The 22,313-nt window shown below is 47.6% G+C and carries 21 protein-coding genes; 1 reads left to right on the top strand and 20 read right to left on the bottom strand.

Features of this window, described 5'->3' with window-relative positions; genetic code table 11:
* From hfq to PHP87_RS05820, 12 genes are all read right to left on the bottom strand, one after another.
* Window positions 1–216, bottom strand: a 216-nt coding sequence (gene hfq / locus PHP87_RS05765; protein ID WP_299919469.1) for an RNA chaperone Hfq, incomplete at its 3' end; no start/stop codon positions are given.
* A 111-nt stretch (window positions 217–327) separates the two neighbouring features.
* Entirely contained in the window at window positions 328–1,260 is a 933-nt protein-coding gene (gene miaA, locus PHP87_RS05770) for a tRNA (adenosine(37)-N6)-dimethylallyltransferase MiaA (protein ID WP_299919471.1), read from the bottom strand.
* Window positions 1,261–1,338: 78 nt separating this feature from the next.
* Complete coding sequence (locus tag PHP87_RS05775; protein ID WP_299919473.1) at window positions 1,339–2,115, bottom strand: class I SAM-dependent methyltransferase; 777 nt, start codon at window positions 2,113–2,115, stop codon at window positions 1,339–1,341.
* A gap of 2 nt (window positions 2,116–2,117) precedes the next feature.
* Window positions 2,118–3,872 (bottom strand): DNA mismatch repair endonuclease MutL, encoded by a 1,755-nt coding sequence (mutL, locus tag PHP87_RS05780; protein ID WP_299919475.1) that lies wholly within the window; start codon window positions 3,870–3,872, stop codon window positions 2,118–2,120.
* Window position 3,873: 1 nt separating this feature from the next.
* Window positions 3,874–5,220: a histone deacetylase gene (locus PHP87_RS05785; protein ID WP_299919477.1), complete on the bottom strand. Its 1,347-nt coding sequence runs from the start codon at window positions 5,218–5,220 to the stop codon at window positions 3,874–3,876.
* Window positions 5,217–6,896, bottom strand: a complete 1,680-nt coding sequence (locus PHP87_RS05790; protein ID WP_299919478.1) for a hydantoinase/oxoprolinase N-terminal domain-containing protein — start codon at window positions 6,894–6,896, stop codon at window positions 5,217–5,219. Before PHP87_RS05790 ends, PHP87_RS05785 begins: the two co-directional genes overlap by 4 nt.
* Before the next feature lie 17 nt (window positions 6,897–6,913).
* Window positions 6,914–9,493, bottom strand: coding sequence for a DNA mismatch repair protein MutS (gene mutS, locus PHP87_RS05795; protein ID WP_299919480.1), 2,580 nt, complete (start codon window positions 9,491–9,493; stop codon window positions 6,914–6,916).
* A gap of 391 nt (window positions 9,494–9,884) precedes the next feature.
* On the bottom strand, window positions 9,885–10,265 hold the full coding sequence (locus PHP87_RS05800; RefSeq protein ID WP_299919482.1) for a YlbF family regulator: 381 nt from the start codon (window positions 10,263–10,265) through the stop codon (window positions 9,885–9,887).
* Window positions 10,266–10,285: 20 nt separating this feature from the next.
* Window positions 10,286–11,623: a tRNA (N6-isopentenyl adenosine(37)-C2)-methylthiotransferase MiaB gene (miaB, locus tag PHP87_RS05805; protein WP_299919484.1), complete on the bottom strand. Its 1,338-nt coding sequence runs from the start codon at window positions 11,621–11,623 to the stop codon at window positions 10,286–10,288.
* 316 nt (window positions 11,624–11,939) lie between these two features.
* Window positions 11,940–12,140 carry a hypothetical protein gene (locus PHP87_RS05810; protein ID WP_299919486.1) on the bottom strand — a complete coding sequence of 67 codons (201 nt, stop codon included), beginning with the start codon at window positions 12,138–12,140 and terminating at the stop codon, window positions 11,940–11,942.
* A 425-nt stretch (window positions 12,141–12,565) separates the two neighbouring features.
* Window positions 12,566–12,787 carry a DUF896 domain-containing protein gene (locus tag PHP87_RS05815; RefSeq protein WP_299919488.1) on the bottom strand — a complete coding sequence of 74 codons (222 nt, stop codon included), beginning with the start codon at window positions 12,785–12,787 and terminating at the stop codon, window positions 12,566–12,568.
* A 60-nt stretch (window positions 12,788–12,847) separates the two neighbouring features.
* Window positions 12,848–13,327, bottom strand: coding sequence for a DUF6530 family protein (locus PHP87_RS05820; protein ID WP_299919490.1), 480 nt, complete (start codon window positions 13,325–13,327; stop codon window positions 12,848–12,850).
* 255 nt (window positions 13,328–13,582) lie between these two features.
* Here PHP87_RS05820 and PHP87_RS05825 point away from each other — a divergent pair, with 255 nt between their 5' ends.
* Complete coding sequence (locus PHP87_RS05825; protein WP_299919492.1) at window positions 13,583–13,735, top strand: hypothetical protein; 153 nt, start codon at window positions 13,583–13,585, stop codon at window positions 13,733–13,735.
* A gap of 219 nt (window positions 13,736–13,954) precedes the next feature.
* Here the strand turns inward: PHP87_RS05825 and PHP87_RS05830 are convergent, their stop codons facing one another.
* The 8 genes from PHP87_RS05830 to PHP87_RS05865 form a co-directional block, all read right to left on the bottom strand.
* Complete coding sequence (locus PHP87_RS05830; RefSeq protein WP_299919495.1) at window positions 13,955–15,064, bottom strand: tetraprenyl-beta-curcumene synthase family protein; 1,110 nt, start codon at window positions 15,062–15,064, stop codon at window positions 13,955–13,957.
* Window positions 15,064–16,005 carry a polyprenyl synthetase family protein gene (locus PHP87_RS05835; protein ID WP_299919497.1) on the bottom strand — a complete coding sequence of 314 codons (942 nt, stop codon included), beginning with the start codon at window positions 16,003–16,005 and terminating at the stop codon, window positions 15,064–15,066. The genes PHP87_RS05830 and PHP87_RS05835 overlap by 1 nt, the downstream gene beginning before the upstream one ends.
* Before the next feature lie 142 nt (window positions 16,006–16,147).
* The gene (locus PHP87_RS05840; protein WP_299919499.1) at window positions 16,148–16,879 is read right to left on the bottom strand and encodes a glutamine amidotransferase; all 732 of its coding nucleotides are present in this window, start codon (window positions 16,877–16,879) and stop codon (window positions 16,148–16,150) included.
* Between the two features lie 160 nt (window positions 16,880–17,039).
* Window positions 17,040–18,434 (bottom strand): Mur ligase family protein, encoded by a 1,395-nt coding sequence (locus PHP87_RS05845; protein WP_299919500.1) that lies wholly within the window; start codon window positions 18,432–18,434, stop codon window positions 17,040–17,042.
* A gap of 417 nt (window positions 18,435–18,851) precedes the next feature.
* Entirely contained in the window at window positions 18,852–20,048 is a 1,197-nt protein-coding gene (locus tag PHP87_RS05850) for a glycosyltransferase family 4 protein (RefSeq protein ID WP_299919501.1), read from the bottom strand.
* A 188-nt stretch (window positions 20,049–20,236) separates the two neighbouring features.
* Window positions 20,237–20,680 carry a TraR/DksA C4-type zinc finger protein gene (locus PHP87_RS05855; protein ID WP_299919503.1) on the bottom strand — a complete coding sequence of 148 codons (444 nt, stop codon included), beginning with the start codon at window positions 20,678–20,680 and terminating at the stop codon, window positions 20,237–20,239.
* A 62-nt stretch (window positions 20,681–20,742) separates the two neighbouring features.
* Window positions 20,743–21,060 carry a DUF5665 domain-containing protein gene (locus PHP87_RS05860; RefSeq protein ID WP_299919505.1) on the bottom strand — a complete coding sequence of 106 codons (318 nt, stop codon included), beginning with the start codon at window positions 21,058–21,060 and terminating at the stop codon, window positions 20,743–20,745.
* 206 nt (window positions 21,061–21,266) lie between these two features.
* The coding region (locus tag PHP87_RS05865; RefSeq protein WP_299919508.1) for a class I tRNA ligase family protein at window positions 21,267–22,313 on the bottom strand (1,047 nt) is incomplete at its 5' end.

Below are 22,313 nucleotides of genomic sequence, written 5' to 3' on the forward strand. Positions count from 1 at the left end.
CATGGATATAGGCCGGAGCGGGGCCACGGTTGAAATCGCATGTTTGTATACCAGTTGCTGTTTTTGGTCTACTTCAATAATTACGGTGAAATTATCAAAACCTCTTACCATTCCCTTTATCTGAAACCCGTTAACCAAAAAGACGGTTACGGGGATTTTATCTTTCCTCACTTGATTTAAAAAGGCATCCTGCAAGTTTATCTGGCTTTTACTCATTAGTTTATGTCCTCCATTCTAATTCTCTCTATCATTGCCTGCTCTGTACCGACTCAGAATTATTTGGCCAGGGTTTTAGTGCCGGCACTGCAAAGCTGTTCTCTCTATCTTCTACACTATTCCGAATTGTCCTTCCATAAAGGTACAAATATTTTTAACCAAAAGCTCCTCATCACTAAAATCGCCTACATTAAACCACTTTATACGCTGGTCTTTTTTGAACCAGGTCAACTGCCTTTTGGCATATCGCCGGGTTTCCTTCTTTATTTCATTAAGCATCTCTTCCCGATTAATAAAACCTTCCAGGAAATAAAATACCTGTTTGTATCCCAGGGCTTGCATGGAGTTATTCGAAAGGTCTATCCCCTTTTCCCGCAGCGCTGCAACCTCCTCAATCAACCCCTTCTTTATCATTTCATCGACCCGTTTTTCAATTCTGGCATATAATTCTCTTCTTTCCAAGTATAATCCCACCGCTGCCAAATAATATGTGTTCTCTGCCCTATCCTGCAAGGTGGAGAATGCTTTTCCCGTGAGCTCATAAACCTCCAGCGCGCGTACCACCCTTTTCTGGTCATTGGGGCTGATTATTTGGGCATATGCAGGGTCTATCTGCTCCAAGCAGCGATAGGCATGATGCAATCCTTTTTCTTGAATAATATTATTCCATTTGTCGCGTATGCTTTGCCGGACTTCCATAGGAAAAAAGCTATAATCATCAACCACTGACTGGTAGTAAAGTCCGGTTCCCCCTACTAGAATGGGAATCTTCCCCTGAGCGTTAATTGAAGAGATAAGGTCTTTTACCAGGGATTGATAGCGGGCAACAGTGAAATTTTCGTGGGGATCTGCTATATCAATAAGGTGATGTGCAATTAGGCTTTGCTCTTCCTGGCTGGCCTTGGCGGTGCCGATGTCCATGCCCCGGTAAAGCTGCATGGAATCACAGGAAATTATCTCCCCGTTTATTTGCCGGGCTACTTCCAGGGATATATTGGTTTTGCCAACTGCTGTCGGACCAACAATAGCCGCCAGTTTGTGCACAAGCCTCACCCCTCGTTAAATTAATGCAATTTTGATTGCTTGAGAAACTCACTTTTCATCGGTGTTTCCCGGTACTGCTTATACTTCCAAAACCCCAAAGGCTATGGGATTATTGGGATTTTCCATAACCTGCTCTATCCCTAGCCGTTCAAACTCGCGGCTTACTGGCATCTCTTTTACTACCACCCGTTTTCTGGCCACCCGGCAGGCTTCGGCTATAACTTCCCGGCTCAAGGCTTGATGGTTGGCCAGCAGCCTTAAAGGAGCCAGGGCGGTGCTTTTATACCGCGGTTTACGGAACATGGGGTCAAAATAAACAATGTCAAAGGAATTATCCTCTAGTTTCCGGAGATAATCATAATGCTCCGCATTTACTGCCTGAATGGAATGTATAGCCTGATTCAGCCAGCTCATTTTCGAATGATATACTTTCATCCCCCACTTGACTATGGCGGCGATTAACGGGGAAGATTCCAAGCCTACTACCCTGCCTTCATGGGCATAATAAGCGGCTACTATAGAATCAGCTCCCAGGCCGAGGGTGCAATCCAAAAAGCTGCTGTCCGCTTCTAAAGCACAGGCTTTAATCAAGGGATCAATAGTACCCAGCTGGCGATATGAAGCTATGCGGTTTTTGGCCATACTGGGATGGAAAAAGAAGCGCTCCAGACCCATATGAAGTATTGGTCCGCTGGCCTGCCAAACCAGCACGGCCTGAGCCTCTTGTTCCCGAGCAATAGCCTCTAGGCTTCTTCGTTCCCGGGGAATAAAAGGCAGGCCGGTTTCCTCCAGAAACTGCTCATATTCAGAGCATAATGTAGTCTGTGATTGGGTGGTGGTCGCTATTATCTTCACAATTACCTCTTAAACATGCGTTCCAGTTCAGCCTGCTTCCAAGCGATTATGGTGGGGCGCCCGTGGGGACAGTTCTTATAATCATCGGTGGCAAAAAGCTCTTGTATTATTTCCATCATCTCCCGGTAGTCCAGTCGGGTCCCGGCCTTGACTGCCTTTTTGCAGGCTATTTTTATTATGGCCTCATTTTTAAGATTAATCCCTTGTCCCCCGGCCAGGAGTTCCAATATTTCATATAGAACCTCCCTTTCCTGCCCGGCTATGATGGCCGGAGTTCCCCGAATAAGAATAGCCCGGGGACCGGCTTGCTGCAGCTCGAAGCCTAGTTCGCCAAAGATCTCCTGGTTTTTCTCTATCAATTCCATATCCCGCAGCGATAAGTCCATAAGCAGTGGAAAAGCCAGCATTTGTACCTCTCCCCGGGAACCGGCATAAAACTGCTGCAGCTGGGAATAGATAATCCTCTCATGGGCTGCGTGCTGGTCTACGATATAGAGGGTTTGCTCCTTTTCCAAAAGTATGTAGGAATCCCAAAGCTGCCCCAGTATTTTAAATTCACCATAGGCCGGACTACGGCTGCTCAAGGCCTGTTCCTCAGGGTAGGAGGGAAGCCAGGCTTCTCCTCCCGTCTCCTCCGCCCGCTTATCAGCCCTGTTATCATGCATAAATGGAATCATGGGCTGTTCTTCTACCTTCTGCCCGGCTGTTTTCCGCCCGGTTGCAGGATAGAACGGCTGGGGACGGTTCAGGGGCAGGCTGTCCTGCAAACGATAATCTCTGGCATTCAGGGTATCGCGTAAAAGCCCGCAGAGCGAACGAAAAATCTTTTGCTCATCCCGGAAGCGAACTTCGCTTTTTTGCGGGTGAACATTCACATCTATACTATCCGGCGCTAGCGATATCTGCAGTATGACCAGCGGCTGCTCCCGGGCCAGCAACAAACCACGGTAGCCTTCATCCAGAGCCCGGTAAAGCAGAGGACTTCTAATCGGTCTTTGGTTGACGAAGATGAGCTGCTTTTTCCGGTTCATTCTGGCTACCCCCGGCGGGGAAATCAAACCAGAGATGCTAAGGCTCAAACCTTCCCATTTTACCGGGATAAGGGGTTCCAGGAAATCCTGGCCGAATATAGCTATCACCGCATCATTCAAACTGCCATTGCCCGGGGTACGAAACAGCTGTCTTTTTTCATTGCTGAAGGATATGGCAATATCGGGCCGGGCCAGGGCGTACTTCATAACCAGCTCGTAGGCATTATTCCCTTCCGTTACCGGGCTGCGCAGGAACTTTTTGCGGGCGGGCGTGTTAAAGAATAGATCAGATACGATTATCTTGGAGCCTTCGGGGCAGGGAAAATACTCTAAGTCCAGGATCTTCCCGCCTTCGATGAAGGCATGAATACCGTCCTGTTTTTCCTTTTTGCTGTATATGTCCGTGCGCGCAACTGATGCTATGCTGGGAAGAGCTTCCCCCCGGAATCCCATGCTCATAATCCGCAAGAGGTCGCCCTCATTCTCAATTTTACTGGTGGCATGCCGTAAAAAGGCCAGGGGAAGTTCCTCCATGGAAATCCCTTCCCCGTCATCAGCCACTTCAATACTATCCAGCCCGGCCCCGGAAATCTTTACGGCGATGTTCCGGGAAGCAGCATCAATAGCATTTTCCAGGAGTTCTTTGACCACCGAGGCCGGTCTTTCAATCACTTCCCCAGCCGCAATTTTATTAATTACATTATCATCCAATAATTTTATGGCCATCTTACAAAACCGTTTCTATATCCTTATGCACTTTGTAAATTCTTAAATCATCTTTTACCCGATCCTGCAGGTATAGCAGGTCAAAGGGACGCTTTTTGATCATATCCTGGTAAGCGGCGCGGCCTTCCTCCTGACACTGCTGGCAGGCATTGGCGGGAATGCTTATGCAGAACACATGAAAATGCTCGCCGGTCCGCTGGTGGGCCCGGGACTCAATCATGCGAAAACCGCCGCAATTCTGGCAAATACGCAAATGGTTAATCTGATCCTCATAAATATATTCGGTATCATAAAAGATGCTTTTATTGTAATTTACGAAATTGCCGGATTTCTTACGGTTATCGGCTATAGTTTCTTCGCGGTTTTTATAGGCGGTCCATTGCTGGGCTACCATTTTCTTAATATATTCCATATTGCGGGGGGATTCCTTAAAACGACTCGGGTTGTAATCCGGTTCCCGCAGGTTGGAATAGTCGATTCCGGCCATGGCCATTATCAGACCCATATTGACATAGGGCAAGGCCGTTTCCACGGAATAGCCGCCTTCCAGCACCGCAATATCTGGTGCCAGTCGTGAATTCAATTCGGCATAGCCCCGGGCCGAAAAAGCCATGTTGGCCAGGGGGTCGCTGTAATGGTTATCCTGACCGGCCGAGTTTATCACTATATCCGGTTTGAAGTCCTCCAGCATGGGCAGGATGAGTTCATCGATAGCATAGAGGATTCCAGCATCGGTAGTTTTCGGGGCCAGAGGGAGATTTATGGTGGTTCCATGGGCCAAGGGTCCTCCCAGTTCTTCCATGAAACCGGAGCCCGGATAGAGGGTGCGTCCGTCCTGGTGAAAAGAAATGAAGAGCACATCCGGGTCATGCCAATAAATTTCCTGGGTTCCATCGCCGTGATGAACATCAGTATCTACAATGGCTACCCGTTTTATCCCATACTTCTGCCGCAGGTATTCAATCATTATGGCTTCATTGTTGATATTACAGAACCCCCGGTTGCCGTGGCTTACGGTCATAGCATGGTGGCCCGGCGGGCGGATTATGGCAAAGGCATTTTTTACTTCTCCTTGCATAAAAGCATCGGCCATTACCAGGGCCGAGCCAGCCGATACCAGGTGGGCTTCGATAATCTGTGCCTCCACCGTAGGAATACAGAAATGCAGCCGGGCTACATCACGGATTTCGGCCAGGCGCGGGTGATATTCCTTAATCTGGGGCAGATCCATTATCCCCTCTTCAAAGATCTGATCGCGGGTATAGAGAAGCCTTTCCTCTCTTTCCGGGTGGGTAGGTGATATGGCCCAGTCAAAGGCAGGGAAAAACAGAATTCCGGTCGGTTTCATGAGCTCACCCCCTTGTATTCGGATATAAATCCTGGTGCTATCTGTATCCCCACATCAAAGATCTTGCCGGAACGACTCCAGCCGCTTATGATGTTGAACTGTTCTTCCATATAGAAGCTGGATTCACTGGCATAGGACTCCATTCCCTGCTCCCGGCACATATCCAGCAGGTATTGCCGGGCCATATTTTTAGCCTCTCCCAATTGCATTCCTCCCCGGTCATTAAGGCTTCCTCTTATCCCTCCCGGACCAACGGAGAAGAAATTGTTGGGGGTATCTACATGCAATTCCACGGCCAGGGTGGGTCTAACCACGGCTGCTCCCAGAGCATTGGCCACTGGAGAATAGTCATGCAGGAATGAGTCTACCTCCATTCTGGCAGCTACCTGTGGAACAATAGCGGTGGCCGCCGCTCCTATACCGATTATTTGATCCAGCTTAAACTTGCGCCGGTTCACCACTTCCCAGACCTTGTAGGCCGGCTCGTTTTCCCATTCCCGAAACATAGCTTCTATACTGCTTATCAGTCTTTCTATGACTATATTGACTACCTGACGGCAAAGCTCGGAAGATTCCATTCCCGCTTTGGCCGCCAGTTGCTGCAGTTTTTCCGCGGATTGACCAGCGTTTCCTATTCCCAAAGCCATCTTGCAGTTAAAGGCATCCATAACGGTGGGATAATCCCCCCCGAAGCAGGCGGCTGCTCCCCGGCGGAAGTTTTGTACTTTTATTCCCCCATCATAGTCCAGGCAGCTATCCCCTCCCAAGGCTACTGAATTTACGGCAAAAGCGTTTATATGGGTATAGTGCTTGCCCAGCCTTGCTCCCTTGGAAGCATAGAGGGGTTCACCGCCTATTATCAATGCGATATCCGAAGTAGTACCGCCAATATCCAAAACCACTGAATTAAGATTCGGCTGGCTCAAGGCCAACCCGCCCATGGTGCTGGCAGCAGGGCCGGAAAAAACGGTTTCACAGGGTCTCCGGGACGAGGTATCGAGGCTAAAGGTACCCCCATCGGCTTTCAGTATATGTACCTCGCTGTCCAGACCCCGCTCCGTTATCGCCTGATTGATTTCCGCCGCAAATCGCATCCATTCCTTTACCGTCATGGCGGTAAAATAGGTGGTTGCTGCCCGGCGGGGAAAATTCAGCTTGTTAGATATTTCGGAACTAATGGAAACAGATATATCAGGATAGTCGGCGGCCAATTTACTCTGAATCTCTCTTTCCATGATGTCATTGCGATTGGCGAACTTGGCTGCTACGGCCACCCGCTTGATACCCGCGGCAGCAATCCGGGCCAGAATATCATCGATTTCCTTCTGATCCAGTTTTTCAATAACATTACCCCGAAAGTCCACGGTACCGCGAGCAAAAAAGATATCCGGGCAGATATCATAGGCATCATGAGGTAAGCCATGACCCGGCAGCATAATAAGAGCCGTTCTTTCCCCCCGGCCGGTGGCCAGGAGGTTGGTTACCAGGGTGGTACTGAAAACTATGCGTTCTATCTTCTGCTCACCAGCACTGGGCAGCAGTTCATCCAGCACCTCGAGCAAGGTGTTTTTTAGATTCATATCATCAGTAGGTTTTTTTACCGTAGCTACTATGGCACCTTGCTTAAAGAGAACTCCGTCAGTGTATGTGCCACCAACATCGATCCCAATCAACATTTGCCTCACCTCCTCATTTATTTATCATCAAGCATTTTCTGCCATTGATACAAGAGTTTCCAGGCCTCCCGCGGGCTCAAGTCATCGATATCGAGCTGTTTTAGCTCGTCCACTACGGGATGACTGTCACTAAAAAGCAGGGGTTGCAGTAGAGAGGGTGCGGGTCGGCTATCCTTACCCTTTTCCAATCCCTGCAGAATATCTTCTGCTCTCATAATAAGTTTTTCTGGCAGTCCAGCCAAACGCGCCACATGCAACCCGTAGCTTTTATCAGCCTTTCCCGGCAAAACCTTCTTTAAAAAAACCACCGTATTGCCAGTCTCTTTAACCGAGACAGAGAGATTGACTATCCCCGGCAACTTTTCCGCCAGGCTGGTAAGCTCATGATAATGGGTGGCAAAAAGAACCTTGCTCCGGCTGTGCTCCAAAAGATACTCACTTACGGCCTGGGCAATGCTCAACCCGTCATAAGTGCTGGTTCCCCGTCCTATTTCGTCCAGAATCACTAGGCTATTGTCGCTGGCGTTATTTAAGATATTGGCTACCTCTATCATTTCCACCATAAAGGTGCTTTGACCGGCGGCCAGGTCATCGGAAGCCCCCACCCGGGTAAAGATTTTGTCCACCAGGCCGATTTGGGCTTCTTCCGCCGGAATAAAGCTGCCCATCTGGGCCATGAGTACCAACAGGGCGGCCTGACGCATAAAGGTACTCTTGCCTCCCATATTGGGACCGGTAATAATGGCAAAACGAGCCTTATCCCGGTCAAGCTGCAGGTCATTGGGAACAAAACGGGCTTCGCGCAAGGCCTTTTCCACCACCGGATGCCGTCCCGCCCTTATTCTTATCTTACCACTATTATCTATTTCCGGTCGAATGTAGTTGTTTTGGTAGGCCACTTCCGCCAGTCCCTGTAAAACATCCAGGATCGCTATGGCGTGGGCGGTCTCCATTATCCGGGGCAGATAGGGGATCAGGGCTTCTCTTATTTTTATAAACTCCTGGTATTCCAGGGAATAGAGCCTTTCCCGGGACCCCAGGATTCTTTCTTCGTATTGTTTTAATTCATCGGAAATGAAACGCTCGCTGTTGACCAGGGTTTGTTTGCGGTGGTAGTCCGCCGGTGCCAGGGAGAGGTTGGATTTAGTGATTTCTATATAGTAGCCGAAAACTTTATTGAAGCCGACTTTGAGGTTTTTTATCCCAGTTCGCTGCTTTTCCCGGTTTTCAAATTCCACCAGCCAATTCGTACCCTCTTGGGATAGTTCTCGCAACTCGTCAATTTCCTGCTTGTAACCAGTTTTTATCAATTCGCCTTCTTTTATCCCCAGCGGGGCCTCGTCATTTATAGAGGCATCAATTAAGGCAAATACCTCTTCCAGCGCATCCATAGCTGCGAGCCTTTGCAGGATTTCACTCCGGCATGGCTGTAAGGCCTTTTTTATATCATTGATTACCGCCAGCGATGACTTTAAACCCAGGAGGTCACGCGGGCTGGCTACACTGGCACCGATCTTCCCCCCCAATCTTTCCAGGTCATTTATGCGGGATAAAAGGGGGTTAAGTTCCGTTCTCAGCGAGAGGGTGTTTTTCAGTTCATCTACCGCATCCAGCCGTTCTTCAATCTCCCCGGCTTCCCGCAGTGGCTGTTCAATCCAACGGCGCAGCAGGCGCTTGCCCATAGCGGTACGAGATTCATCGAGTATGGAGAGCAGGGAACCCTCTCTTTTGCCTTCCCGCAAGGTGGCCGTCAGTTCTAGATTGCGCCGGCTGTAAAAATCCATCTCCAGATAATTATCGCTGCTATAACAGCGCAGGCTCTTGATGTGTTGGAGACTGGTTTTTTGCGTCTCTTCCAGGAAAGCAATTATCCTGGCGGCAGCTTTGATGCCAGCTGAGTAGGATTTCAGGCCAAAAGACTCCAGGGAGGCAACTTGCAACTGGCGTAATAAGAGATTTTCTGCTCGTTCCAGGCTTAATGGCGGTTCATCCCATACGGTCAAGGTAATATTTTGTTGGAGCAGCCATTCCTCTTCCCAGCTGTCGGTCAGGCTGCCGCTGCCGGCCAGCAGGCATTCCGCGGGGGAAATGCGGAGTATTTCGCTTTCCACCCGGGACCTGGCATTTTCCCCGGCTATTTCACATAGCCAGAACTCACCAGTGGAAATATCTATGTAGGCGATACCTGTACAAGCAGGCTCTTCTTCCACCGCAGCCAAAAAGTTATTCTTCGCCTGGTCCAGCAATTGCTCTTCAATTATAGTCCCAGGGGTAACAATACGAGTTATTTCACGCTTGACCAGGCCTTTGGCCTCTCGGGGATCCTCCACCTGTTCGCAGATAGCCACTTTGTAGCCCCGGTTGATAAGACGCGCCAGGTAGTTATCCACAGAATGGTAGGGAACTCCACACATGGGGATTTTGCTTCCAGCTCCGCCATCTCGTGCCGTAAGCACGATTTCCAACTCCCGGGACGCAATTTTGGCATCTTCAAAAAACATTTCGTAAAAATCACCCAGGCGAAAAAAGAGGATGGCATCCTGCTGTTCCTCTTTTATTTGCAGGTATTGCTGCATCATCGGGGTATAGTCGGCCAATAAAATAATTACCTCCTAATAAGAAAGACTTAGTAAAACCAAGTCTTTTCCATTAAATACTATTTAACCTTGTGATTAGTAAGAAAAGTGAGGAGTGAGGGGTAAGGGGTAAGGTGTGAGGGGGTTAATTTATTTCCTACTACATCTTACCATTCAAGCCCCTACTAAATCACTTTTCATCGGTGGTTGTGGCTTCTGGCCATGAAGGGTTCTACTGTAAAAAGTTATTAATATTCATTGGCTTGTATAAATATACCGCTCAGCTACATTAAAAGCGAGCGAAGGGTGTGTAGGGAACGACCCCCGTATCGTTCCGAATCAGGCTTTGTATATTTTATGCAACCCTTAGGCGACAAAAAGGGTTTTTGCAGTGGAGTCAACCTTGTTGATATTACATATTACAGCTGCCGCCGCAGGAGTCGCAACCACTGGAACAACCACCAGAGAGGGCTTGATTCATAGCGAAGTATACCGCCTGCATGAGGTTGTCAAATTTCTCCTGGGCTGCCATCAACTCATTAATGATGCTATTGCTTTTTAGTTCCTGTTCCAAGTTTTTTAAATTAGCTTGTTCGGCCTGTCCAATAGATAGTCCATCCTGGAGCTTATTTTCCATTTTACTCTTGGCATCCTGATAACTCATGATAAGATCATAAGCTATGTGATCCTGGGTTACCCGGGCCTGGCTGGCCTTAAGGCCTTCAATCTCTTCGGATTGCGCCACGGCATTGCCCAATTCAAACGCCATTTTTATAATTTCTTCACTGGTCAAAAAAGTTCCCTCCCTAGATCTTATTCGTCAAAGAATTCTCCAAATAAGGAAAAGGTTTTGGCTTCTGTTATTTTAACATTAATCAGGCGCCCAATTAAGTCTTTTCCTCCAGAAAAAATAACAATACGATTACTACGGGTTCTGGAGGTCAGTTTTTGTGGATTGGTTTTACTGGGGCCTTCGACCAGTACCTCCTGAATACTGCCCTCCAGTTCCTGGTTTATTTCTGTGGCAATCTGGTATTGCAACCGGTTCAAACGCTCCAAACGCTGTTTTTTCTCTTCCAGGGGAATCTGCTCGGCAAATTCTGCCGCTCGGGTTCCACTGCGCTGCGAGTACATAAAAGTAAAAGCCGCATCAAACCTGACCTTTTCCACCATATCCAGGGTGTCCTGGAAATCCTCTTCTGTTTCTCCCGGGAAACCTACTATTAAGTCGCTGGTAATGCTTACCCCCGGGACATAGTGGCGCATTCTCTCAACTAACTTCAGGTAATGCTCCCGGCTGTAGTTGCGGTTCATCCTTTGCAATATCCGATTGCTGCCCGCCTGCAAAGGAGCATGAATATGTTCGCAAACCTTTTCACATTCAGCTATCGCCTGCAACAAACGGTCGGATACATCTTTGGGATGGGAGGTAGTAAAGCGGATACGCTCAATACCAGCAACAGAATTGGCCCGGTACAAGAGGTCGGCAAATTCTATTTTTTCCTCCAGGCCACAGCCATAAGAGTTCACATTTTGTCCCAGGAGGGTAACTTCTTTATATCCGGCAGCCGCCAATTCTTCCAATTCCCGCAATATATCATCCGCCTTACGGCTTCTCTCCCGTCCCCGGGTATAAGGAACAATACAGTAGCTGCAGAAATTATTGCAGCCAAACATTATGTTGACAAAAGCACTCAAGCCGGGCTTACGACAAGAAGGCAAAGGTTCCACAATTCTACCTTCCTTTTCCCAGACTTCAAAAACCGGGTTCCTTTCCTCTTGCGCTCGGGCAATCAAGTAAGGAAGCTCGTGGATGTTATGCGTACCAAAAACCACATCTACTCCGCTTTTTTTAAGCTTTTGCCTGACCTCGGGCAATTGAGCCATACAGCCGCCAAAAGCAATTAAGAGTTCCGGTCTCTTTTTCTTTAATGACGCTATTTCCCCGAGTTTGCCATACACTTTGTTCTCTGCGGAATGGCGAACACTGCAGGTATTAAATAAAATGAGGTCAGCCTCACTGAGATCTTCCGCCTGATTAAAACCGCTGCCTTCCAGCAATCCGGCAATGGTTTCCGAGTCGCGAACATTCATTTGGCAACCATAGGTTAATATTCGATACTTTAAAGGCTTTATCTCTTTATCGCCCATAAGAGCAACTCCTTTGTGCTAATATTATTTCCTTTAAGCATCGGAATAAACTGCGGAGCAGTTTCAACAACACACCGCTGCAACGTGGTTAACTGCCTCAGCACTCCAGGTCTGCTACCTCCGGGTTTATACTATGTTATACTTTATTTGGTAACTTTTTGCCTCCTTCAGTATCCATATTACCAAGGATTCTACCACATCCAAGCAGGAGGGTACAGGGGTAATATTGCGGACGCCTATGACCCGGGCTATCAGTTCGCATACGGAGCACAGCACCAAAAAAAACAGGGGACTTCCCCTGTTTAAGCCAATGCTCTTATTTAATTAGCTCATCAACAAGGTTGTTTATTTCCCTCTCCATTATCCCGCCGGCAAATTTCGGTTCACCATTTATAAGGGTTATGGGAAAAGTATAACCCATCTGAAGAACCCGGCGAACCCGGGGATAATTATCAAAGCCGGCTTTATCCGTATCTACATATTTGACTTCAACCTTGTCCCCATAAGTACTTTTCATTGTTTTAGCAAGTTTCCTGCTTTGCTCTTCATAATCAATAGCTGATCCACAGCTGCTCGCGGAATCGCAACCGCTGCAGCTTCAGCCGCCGCTAATAACCTGGGTTCCCTGGATTATTTCCACCAGGACTCTTCCGCTATTTTCACTCATATTTATCCTCCCTGCATATTCAATTATTTATCATCGTAGCCCTTCGTATTTAACTGGATAATACCAGTAAATTAAGGCAAATACAATATCTTCTCTTGATATTATACCCATTACACCAGATAAGTTGCGGGCTTGGGGGGATGGCATAGCTGTTTATTTTCCCAAAACATCCTCCACCCAGGGTGCCTTATTGGCACTTACCTGCTTGATAACATGTTAAAGATGAGACCTGAAACTGGCATAGCAGTCCTTAAAGGAGAGATTTCCAAGGAAAATCAATGCTGGCATTCACCATCATGATGATGCTGGTCTTTACAACAATCGCAACCGGCCGGGTGTGCGGATATTGCCTCTATTTGGCTTTTCACCTGTTGCCTGATACCGGCCAGGTATATGTCGTAGAGCTTCTTTTGCTCCTGTAATTCCTCAGAACTTAACCCCTGTTCTCTTTTCTTTTTGGCCAGTTCATTAATCCGTTTAATAATGCTTTCAGTCAAAAATGTCCCTCGCTTTCGTTTCATAAGCTTTTATCATTTGGCAACGGTAAAAAAAGGAGATTAATAACCCATCTCTCTTAAAATAGCCGCCAGGACTTGTAATCTTTCACCAATCAACTCATCATCTTTACTGATACAATCCCTAAGCAACTGGATATCTTCATCGAGCATGGGATTATCCGTACATATTTCAACGGTCATAGCATCACCCTGTAATCCTATCCTATCAATGGTGGTTTTTTGGGGATCATAAAGCTTTTCATAACGATAAGCTTCGGCCATATACTGTCTTGATTTACATATGAGTAAAGCCAAATCAAGTACCCGATGCAGCGGCAATTCTTCTGATTGCCTGGACCATTTTTCGCCGCTATATCTCCATACCTTGGCGGAGATCTCAACTTTCCCCCGATCATTCCATTGTGCCAAACCCAGCGATAATCCTTTAGCTTCGGAATTATAAGCCTGGCGGCCATCAACTTGTTCATAGTTGTTTACCACTATTACTGGTTTGTGCTTTAAGCTTACCGGTATTTCCAATATATTCTACCTCGCTTCCAGTATATTTACTGCTTTAGTAAATTAGTATAGTGGAGTTGAGCTTCTCTGTCAATAAGGTGTGTTTGTATCCTTCGGCCATGGGTGGTTCGTTTGAAAAATATTTCGGAATTAAATAAATGCTTATACTGCATACTACTTTTACAGGAATATAGATGACTCAACTGTAAAAACCCTTTTGTTCTACTTTCGCATTGCAATTATAAATCAATCCATGAAAATAGGGAGGTGAGTATAGTGGATACTGAAAGAAAGGATTCCCCAGATCCCGCTAGCAAGAAAAATACGGGTAAACAGGGTAAAAAAGATAACTCCGATGATTCAGTCCTAAAAAGTGCCGGTCGAGAAGGAATTTTAACTGAGGATAAAGGATGGAAGAAGGGGATCTAAAAAGCACTCGTTTCATAGCAGCCTCCCAATAATGAGGTTGCTTTTTTATTCTTAGCGCGTACCCCTTGAGCTATGAGACAAGCCGCAGGTGTTGCCCATGCGTAGCGCCCAGTCGGGCACAACTGATGCTCCCTGCGGTCGCTTTTGTGGAACCAATGTTGACTCTGTCGCAAAACCCCTTTTTTATGCAAAAGGGTTACATAAATATGTCCCACTGCTTTAGAAAATCTTCCTTACCAGGCGGCAGAGTTGGAAGGTCTTGAGCGCGTTGGGACCAGATGCTGCCAATAGTTGCCGGGCAGCAGCCTGCAACTGCCTTTGCGCAATCTTCTGATCGCTTAAATACATGGCGAGAAGTCCCTCCACTACCACACGGGAAAAGTCATGGTCATTAAGCCTTGCACTCTGAGCGTGGGACTGGGAAATAAAATCCTCCAGCCGCGAAATGCATTCTCGATTATCCGCATAATAAAAAGTAAAGTTGAGGTCTCCTCCCTCGCGGTCTTCTTCCTGATCGATGAAGTAATCCAGCAAGATATGCAGGCCGCATATCCAGGGGAAATAGCTTTCCACCACTTTGCGGCTCTCTGCTGGCGGCAATCCCTGGATAGAGGCCAGGCCAAAGAGAGCGAAAACTGCCAGGGTGGAACCGGCGGCCGCCGCAAATTCCTGCCAACGAAGCCCCGGGTAGGCATAGAGCTGTTTCTTCGCCCATTCCCTTAATTCCTCTTCTCTTTGCCACGGGTGGATGTGCTTTATTACCTGCAGGTCTATGTACAGGCGGGCTAAATGAATAAGATCCGGATAAACCACCGGATAAGACGGCAGTTGCCTAACGCAGGTCTGGCATTCTCTTACCAGTTTTTCTATATATCCCCCATCCTCCTGGTTGGGATAGTAAGAATAATAGTCCGATAGCAGGCTAGCTTCTACCGGGCTGAGAGCGTCCTCCAGCGAACGGTGCAGTTGGCGGAAGGCTTTGCCATCGCTGCAACCGGCCCGGTCACAAAGATTATCCAGGTAATCACACAAAGTCTGGTAGGCAATAATCAAGCGCAACAATAGAGTTTCCTTTTCCCGGTAAGGAACAGCAAAAAATGCCCCTCCCTGGCAATGAAATCCCTTATCCTGAATACTGCTTAAGGCCTGCTTCCTCAGCTCTTGGTTAGAGCAGAGAGAGGCTTGCTGCTCCCATTCCTGTAGTTGGCTTTTGACCTGACTCAGGGTAAAGAGAATGTAATGGGAGAGCAATTTCACGCGACCACCCCGCCGCCCATACTGCTGGGGTAAAGGAGCGGGTTCCAGGGTTTTTCTGACCAAACCAGGCATCAATTAACCACCTTTACCAATTCGCCTTCGCTGGCGTAGCTGAGGCGAGCATAGTATTCCTCCATTATATACATCGCAATATTTTTCATTTCTTTAATGGCGGGGCCGGCGGGAAAAGATTCGAGACTGGCCAGGGCTCTTTGCAAAAATTGCCGGGAAATGCACCGGGCATATTCAATGGCCCCGCTGGCTATCAGTATATCCTTAAGTTCCCGGGTATCAAGCTGCCCCGGTTCCCCCGCCAGTATCTCTCTTAATAGGCTCCCGTATTCCTTGGTTTTCAGGGCATATATTAAGGGCAGGGTGATATTGCCTTCCTTAAGGTCATTTCCAGCTGGTTTACCTAAAACCTGGCTATCTGCTACCAGGTCCAGTATGTCATCAATAATCTGGTAGGCATAACCCAGATAGAGACCGTAGTCTTCCAACAATGAAGCATATTTTTCCGGCATGCTGGTGGTCCAGGCTCCTACCCGGCAACTACAGGCAAAAAGACAGGCGGTTTTGCTGTAACTTTTTTCGTAATACTCCTCTTCACTGATATCCAGATTAAAGGCCAGAGACAACTGCTTTATTTCGCCTTGGCACATCAGCTGTATGGTACGGGTTATCTGCTCCATGACCCGGGGAAGTGGGTGCTGGTTGATCAAGTTGAAGGCTGTGGCAAAAAGCAAATCTCCGGTGAGGACGCTGGTTTTATTATTATAATGGCTGTTCATACTCTCCTGCCCCCGGCGGGTGAGAGCCTGGTCAATCACATCATCATGCACCAGTGAAGCCAGGTGAATCAACTCAACCGCTACACACATATCCCTAACCATCAACGGGTCATGGGGGTAGGGTGAGGCAACCAGGTAAAGCAGGCGGGGCCGCAGCATCTTACCGCTGCTTTCCAGAAGGTAGTCAATGATAGGCTCCACCTGGGGGTTTCCTGTACTCAATACTTCCCTCATCCGCTTTCTTACACTTTCGGCGGGGAATGGGTAGAGTTTCAAAGCTGTGTCCAGGTTGATAGCTCAACACCCCTTTTTATGCTTGATATTTACTGGTATTGTGCCCCAACCTGTACAAAATATTCTGGTTTCATCCCATAAGTTTCCTTTTTACTTGTTCATGGGCATAGTTTTCCAGGCTATCATCCAGAATACGCTCTATCCTAAAGCCCTTTCTCTCGGCCATGGCCTTAATGAAGAAATCAGCCACCTGAGGATTTTTAGGCAGTAGAGGTCCGTGCAGGTAGCTGCCCAGCAGGTTTTTGTATCTTATTCCTTCCTTCTTGTCCTCACCGTTATTGCCAAATCCTTTTATTACGCTACCAAAAGGCTGCAATCGCTTATCGATGAAATAAGTCCTTCCCCCATGATTCTCGAAACCGACTACGCTTTCTTCTACCCCATTCAAAGTAGTATGGATAAGAATATTTCCTGTAAGCCGTTCCTTAAGTCCCTGAGTAAAGAAAGAAAAAAGCCCCAGGCCCTGCATCTCTTTGCCCTCATGGGAACGGTAGTATTCACCCAGCAACTGGTAAGCCCCGCAAATACACAGAACGGGCAAGCCCTCCTCAACCGCCTTCATCAGGGAATCCCTCTTGCTGGCCAGGTCCTGCAGCACCAGTTCCTGCTCCCGCTCTGAGCCTCCACCCATAAAAAGCAAATCTATATGCTCGAAATCAAGACTGTCACCGGGGTTTATATTTTCTATGCTGGAGTCATGTCCGTACCATTCCAGCCGTTTTTGTAGGCAGAGAAGATTGCCCCTGTCGCCATAGAGGTTCATTAAATTAGGATAGAGTTGCACCAAATGAAAATGTGCCATATACACCTCCAGATAATAAGAAAAGTGAGGAGTAAGGGGTGAGGGGTTTTCCTACTACACCTTACTATTCAATCGCCTACTAACTCACCTTTCCTCAATAGTTGTGTCCCTCGGGGCATGATTGATAAGAAATCGGTTTGGTATTGGCAAGCAGCTTGGCTCATGATTGGGGTTGGTAAGCCTTTTCCTTTTCCTCCCCGGCCTCGCTTCTTTTTCCCATCTCCATCAGGATGCGCTGGCAAGTAAACAGAGCGGTATAGCTGCAAAGTATATTACTGCTCTCCACGCTGCCCTGCACTGCCAGCTCAATGGCCCTCGGCAGTTCTGTTTCAATTTTAATCCTTTCCCGAGGGAAACCAGCATATTTGAAGCGTAAAGCTATGTCGCCGCTTCTCTGTCCGGAGCAGACAATCTGTTCAATCATCACATTCTCGTACTCCAATAATTCCACATCTGCATCCCAAATCCAGGAGATGTCACGGCCATCAGCAGCATTATCGTTTAAAGCAAAGAAAAGGTTTTTTCGACCTGGGTCATAAATTAAGCTGGCCAGGGTCTGGTTTAGAGCAGCCGGGTTCTTGACCAGGACCAAGACTACCCTTTTGCCGTTTATAAAGAAAACCTCCATCCTTCCGGCCTGGGGTTTAAAGCTGGCAATGGCCTTCTTAGTGTTCTCATCCTCCACCCCCAACAAGCGAGCCAAGGAAACTGCCGCCAGTATGTTATAGGCATTGTGGAAGCCCTGGCAGGGACTTTTGAGGGCCATTCCGTCCACTTTCAATTCTATATCCGGACTCATTTCCAGCTCGTGTCCGGTAAAATCCCTTTCCGGGTTGCGGCTATGGCATTGAGGACAGCTATATTGACCCAGTTGAGCATAGTGATATTTCTCATACTCCAGCTGATGACCACAAAAGGCACAATATCTTACTTCCCTGCTATCCATGACCCGGCAATTGTCATAGGAACTGTCATCAAAGCCGTAATACCAGCATTTAAGCCCGGTTTCAGCCTGGAAGTTGGCGGTCAGCGGGTCATCAGCATTAAGCAGCATTTCGATTTCCTGATCCTTCACCGCCTCCTGAATCAATTTTATGGTATGATCCATCTCTCCATAGCGATCCAACTGATCACGAAAAAAATTAGTGATTAAAACCAGGCGAGGCCGGGTTTCCCGCAAGAGCAAGGGAACTGTGGCTTCATCGATCTCCAGCAAGGCATAGTCAAATTTCCTGCTACCGTAAATATCGCTCTTTTCAATAAAAGCAGTGGTGATTCCAGAAAGCATATTGGCTCCAAGCCGGTTGTGCACCAGGCTGTAGCCTTGCTGCTGGAGAATTTCCGCCAGCATGTTGCTGGTGGTAGTTTTACCATTGGTTCCGGTTATTGCCACAATCTCCCGGCGGATGTTGGCGGACAGGGTTCGCAATATCCGGGGATAAATCTTGCGGGCTATCTGGCCGGGTAAAGAAGTTCCCTGATGGCCCAGTAGGCGGCTCATATAGATCAATACCTTCCCAGCGATAATGGCCAAGGTGAGGCGCAGGTTTTTCATCTCGCTCCAGCTCCCAAAGAATTTATTAAGAAATTAGCTCTATTTGATCTAACCATAAAAAGTCATCAATATTATTTTGCTTTATAAATATCTCGCTGTACCACCTTAATAACGACCAGACTCAACAATAATTTCCACCTGACTCAATAGCTTTGAGTGCGGGGGTGGAGGATACAACCACCGGTGAAAAAAAGGCATTACAGGAGGTTATTATAGACGCTGATTCACACAGATATATTATGATATATATTAGAAGGATTGTCCCCATGATATACTGGCCGACGACCCCTTACCCCTCACTCCTCACTTTTCCTGCTAATCTAACACAAGACAATAGCAAGGGGCAAAGCGATTTGTTGGATACTTCCTTACCCCATTAAAAAAGGCCTGTCAATAGCAGGCCCTCAAATGCGGCTTCTAGGAACCCAGCCACCTGCCCAGGTCGAATCCCCGGTAATAACGAGGAGGGGACTGATCATACAGGGTTTGATAAAGTTGCTCCAATTTCAAGGCCATTTTACCGGCGGAAAGGCTTTCCGCCTTTTGACGGGCATTGACCTGGTATTGACGATAGCGTTGATTGTCAAGCAACAGAACCGATATAGCATCACTAAAGGCATCCATGTCCAAAGGGGTTAGAAGGCCGTTTCTCTCATGATCCACCATATCCTGAACCCCGTAAGCTCCCACCGCTACCACTGGCAGCCCGGCAGCCATGGCCTCAATTAGAACCAATCCCTGGGTCTCGGTTACGGAAGAAAAAACGAACAGATCAGCTGAGTAGTAAACATTTACCAGGGTGTCAAAGGGCAGTGCTCCCGTAAAAACAACATCCCTTTCCAGCGAAAGACCTAAATCCAGTACCAGCTTTTTGAGCTCGCTTTCCAGGGGTCCCTGGGCGGTTAAAACCAGAGAGCTGTTAGCTACCCGCCTTTTTACCTGCTGGAAGGCCTTTATGAGAAACTCCAGATTTTTTTCCCGGGTTAGTCGTCCCACGAAAAGCAGAACCCGGTTTTCGGCGGGGATATCGTAATTCTTCCGCAGCCACTCCTTATCCCCTGATTCAAATTTATCCAGAGGTACGCCGGTTGGGATTACGCTAAGCGGAGTCTTAACCTCGTTTTGTTTTAGTATTGTCTGTACCTCACTGCTCGGCACTACCACATGGCTGCACTGGTTACAAAAGCTTACACTGTATTTGATTGCCATTTCCCGGGCCAGATCCTGAGCAATGGGAACATAATGAACATATTGGTCGTAAAGGGTATGATAGGTAAAGACTACAGGAATGTGATACTTGCGGCCATAGTGAAGACCTACCCGCCCCATGGTAAATGGTGATTGAACATGGATAATATCCAGGTCAAGCCTCCTGACCAACATATTCATGCCTGGAAAAATGGGAATGGCCAGAGAAAAATCAGGGTTGGTTGGCGCCGGTAGAGAAAAGAACCGGTATACCTGTTCTTCCTCCTGCTGAAAATTAGGATAGCTAGGGGCAAAGATATGGATATCGTGTCCGAGGCGGCTCAATTCTTTCTGGAAAGTTAAAATCGAGGTAACCACGCCGCTGGTGTAGGGAATAAAGCTGTCAGTAAAAATACCTATTCTCAATCTGCCTTTCCTCCTTCGTCCTGTGCTTGCTCCTAAATCCCCATCCCTCATGTTCCACTACCATCAATATATACTCTTCAGCGGTTTTTAGCAAGATATGGAAAACATCCCGGCTCTCCAAAATACACCGTTAATTAAAGTGCCAGCTAGCAAAACTAATATATCTCCAGTCTATTAGCATTCCCGTCCTACTCATAAAACTCATAGCCAGCGACCTGGATTCCTTCGCCCAGGTCTGACATCTGACCCGCCTCTATGACTTCTTCCTCGGCGGGCCGTTTGAAGCCCTTCTGCTGGCTCCGGGCACAGTTGGCACAGAGAGTGGTATTCACCAGGCGTTCCAGCCGAGCCGGCTCGATTTTCTGCCCGCAAGCTTCGCAAACACCATACTGGCCATTTTGCAGGCGGGACAGGGCATCATTTACTTTCTCCAGTTCATATTCCAACATTTCCAATATACCCAGATTAGTCTCCCTTTGGGTCACTTCACTGGCAATATCAGCCGGGTGCTGGTCATAAAGGGATAGTTCATCACTCCATTCACCCAGGGGAATAATCAGTTCATCCCGTTTTTGTTTAATAACCTGCTCTATTTCAGCTTTGCGCTGCGTTAAATTATTTTGGTAGTCCATCTTATCACCTCAATATATGTAAACTGCCTCCCATACCGCGACGGCACAAGCATTGATGAAAGCTACTGCACCCTTAGCTGGTTTTGTACTATTGCTACCAGGTCGGCGATAAAATCCCCAATAAGCGGTACATTCAGTATTATCAATTTTTGTAAAAAGTATATTACAATAGCTGCCAGAATGGTAAAACCTATTGCCATTCCAAAGCCACGGGATAAACCGGCCCAAAAGTTTATAAAAAAGAGGCGGCGCGGGTTTCTAAGCATTTCCAGGTACTCGGCAATGCCCAATTTCTCCATACTCAAAAACAGTTCGTCCATCTTCCGGTTCAATTCCTGCAGGTAATGGCTTTCATCCCGACCCGGTTCCCTTTCCGGCATAACTCCCCCTCCACTCTCTTATTATTATTCCAGATTGCGAGGTTTAAATACCATTCAACTCAAAATCCTGATATCTTTATTCCTTAACTTATCGCCTCTCCAAGGGAAAACACTGTTGCATTACGATGAATAAAGGGGAAAGCAAGCTCTCCCCTTTTACTCTTCGTTTTCATTTTTCTATATCCGGTGCATAAATTCCCGGCCTCCTATCCTTGCAGTTGGGCCACAACTTCTGCACAGCGGTTACATAAAGTGGGGTGCTTTAAATCTTCTCCTACTGAAGTCTCAATTATCCAGCAGCGTTCACACTTGCTGCCCTCGGCGGCTTTAACCATAACGCGGATACCCTCGACCCCCTCCAGGGCCAGGGCCTCTGCCGGCGCTTCCGCCTCCGGCTTCAGTTCCGCCCGGGAGACAATGAATATTTTTTCCAGGCCGGCGGTAGCTTCCAAAAGTTCCATCCATTCGGGACTGGCATAGATGCTAATCCAGGCTCCCAGGGAGTGCCCTATCACCTTCTTGCTCCGCGCTTCTTCTAGGGCTTTGGTAACTACTTCCCGCAGTTCCAGAACCCGTGACATGCGGGTTTCGATAGACTGGTTGAGATGCTGCTCATTAGCCTGTGGCCAGTCCAGCAATTGGACACTTTCCGCCTGCCCTTCCTTCTTGAGATAACTCCAGATTTCCTCACTGCTGAAGGCCAGTATGGGAGCAAGCATTACCACCAGAGCGTCGATTATATCGTAGAGTACGGTCTGAGCTGCTTTCCTTTCCGCATCCTGCGGGTGCGAACAGTATAGTTTATCCTTCAAAATATCAAAGTAGATATTGCTCAGGTCAAGCGTACAGAAATTATGAATGGAATGGAATACCACATGGAATTCATAATCTTCATAGGCTTTGGTTACCCGGCGGATTAATTTATCCAGCTTGAGCAAGGCCCATTGATCCAGTTCGCTTAGATTTTCATAGCTTACCCGCTCTTTCCCAGGGTCAAAATCAAAAAGATTGCCCAGGATAAAGCGACAGGTATTGCGAATCTTACGATAAGCCTCCGCACTCTGCTTGATGATATTAGGCGAAACCGAAACATCGTTGCGATAATCGGCGGATGATACCCACAGGCGCAGTATATCTGCTCCCATTTCACGGGTCATCTTCAAAGGGTCCACCACATTGCCCAGGGACTTGGACATCTTGCGGCCCTGCTCATCTACCACAAAACCATGGGTCAAAACTTCTCTATAGGGGGC

The sequence above is a fragment of the Syntrophomonas sp. genome, assembly GCF_028707975.1.
Classification (GTDB): domain Bacteria; phylum Bacillota; class Syntrophomonadia; order Syntrophomonadales; family Syntrophomonadaceae; genus Syntrophomonas.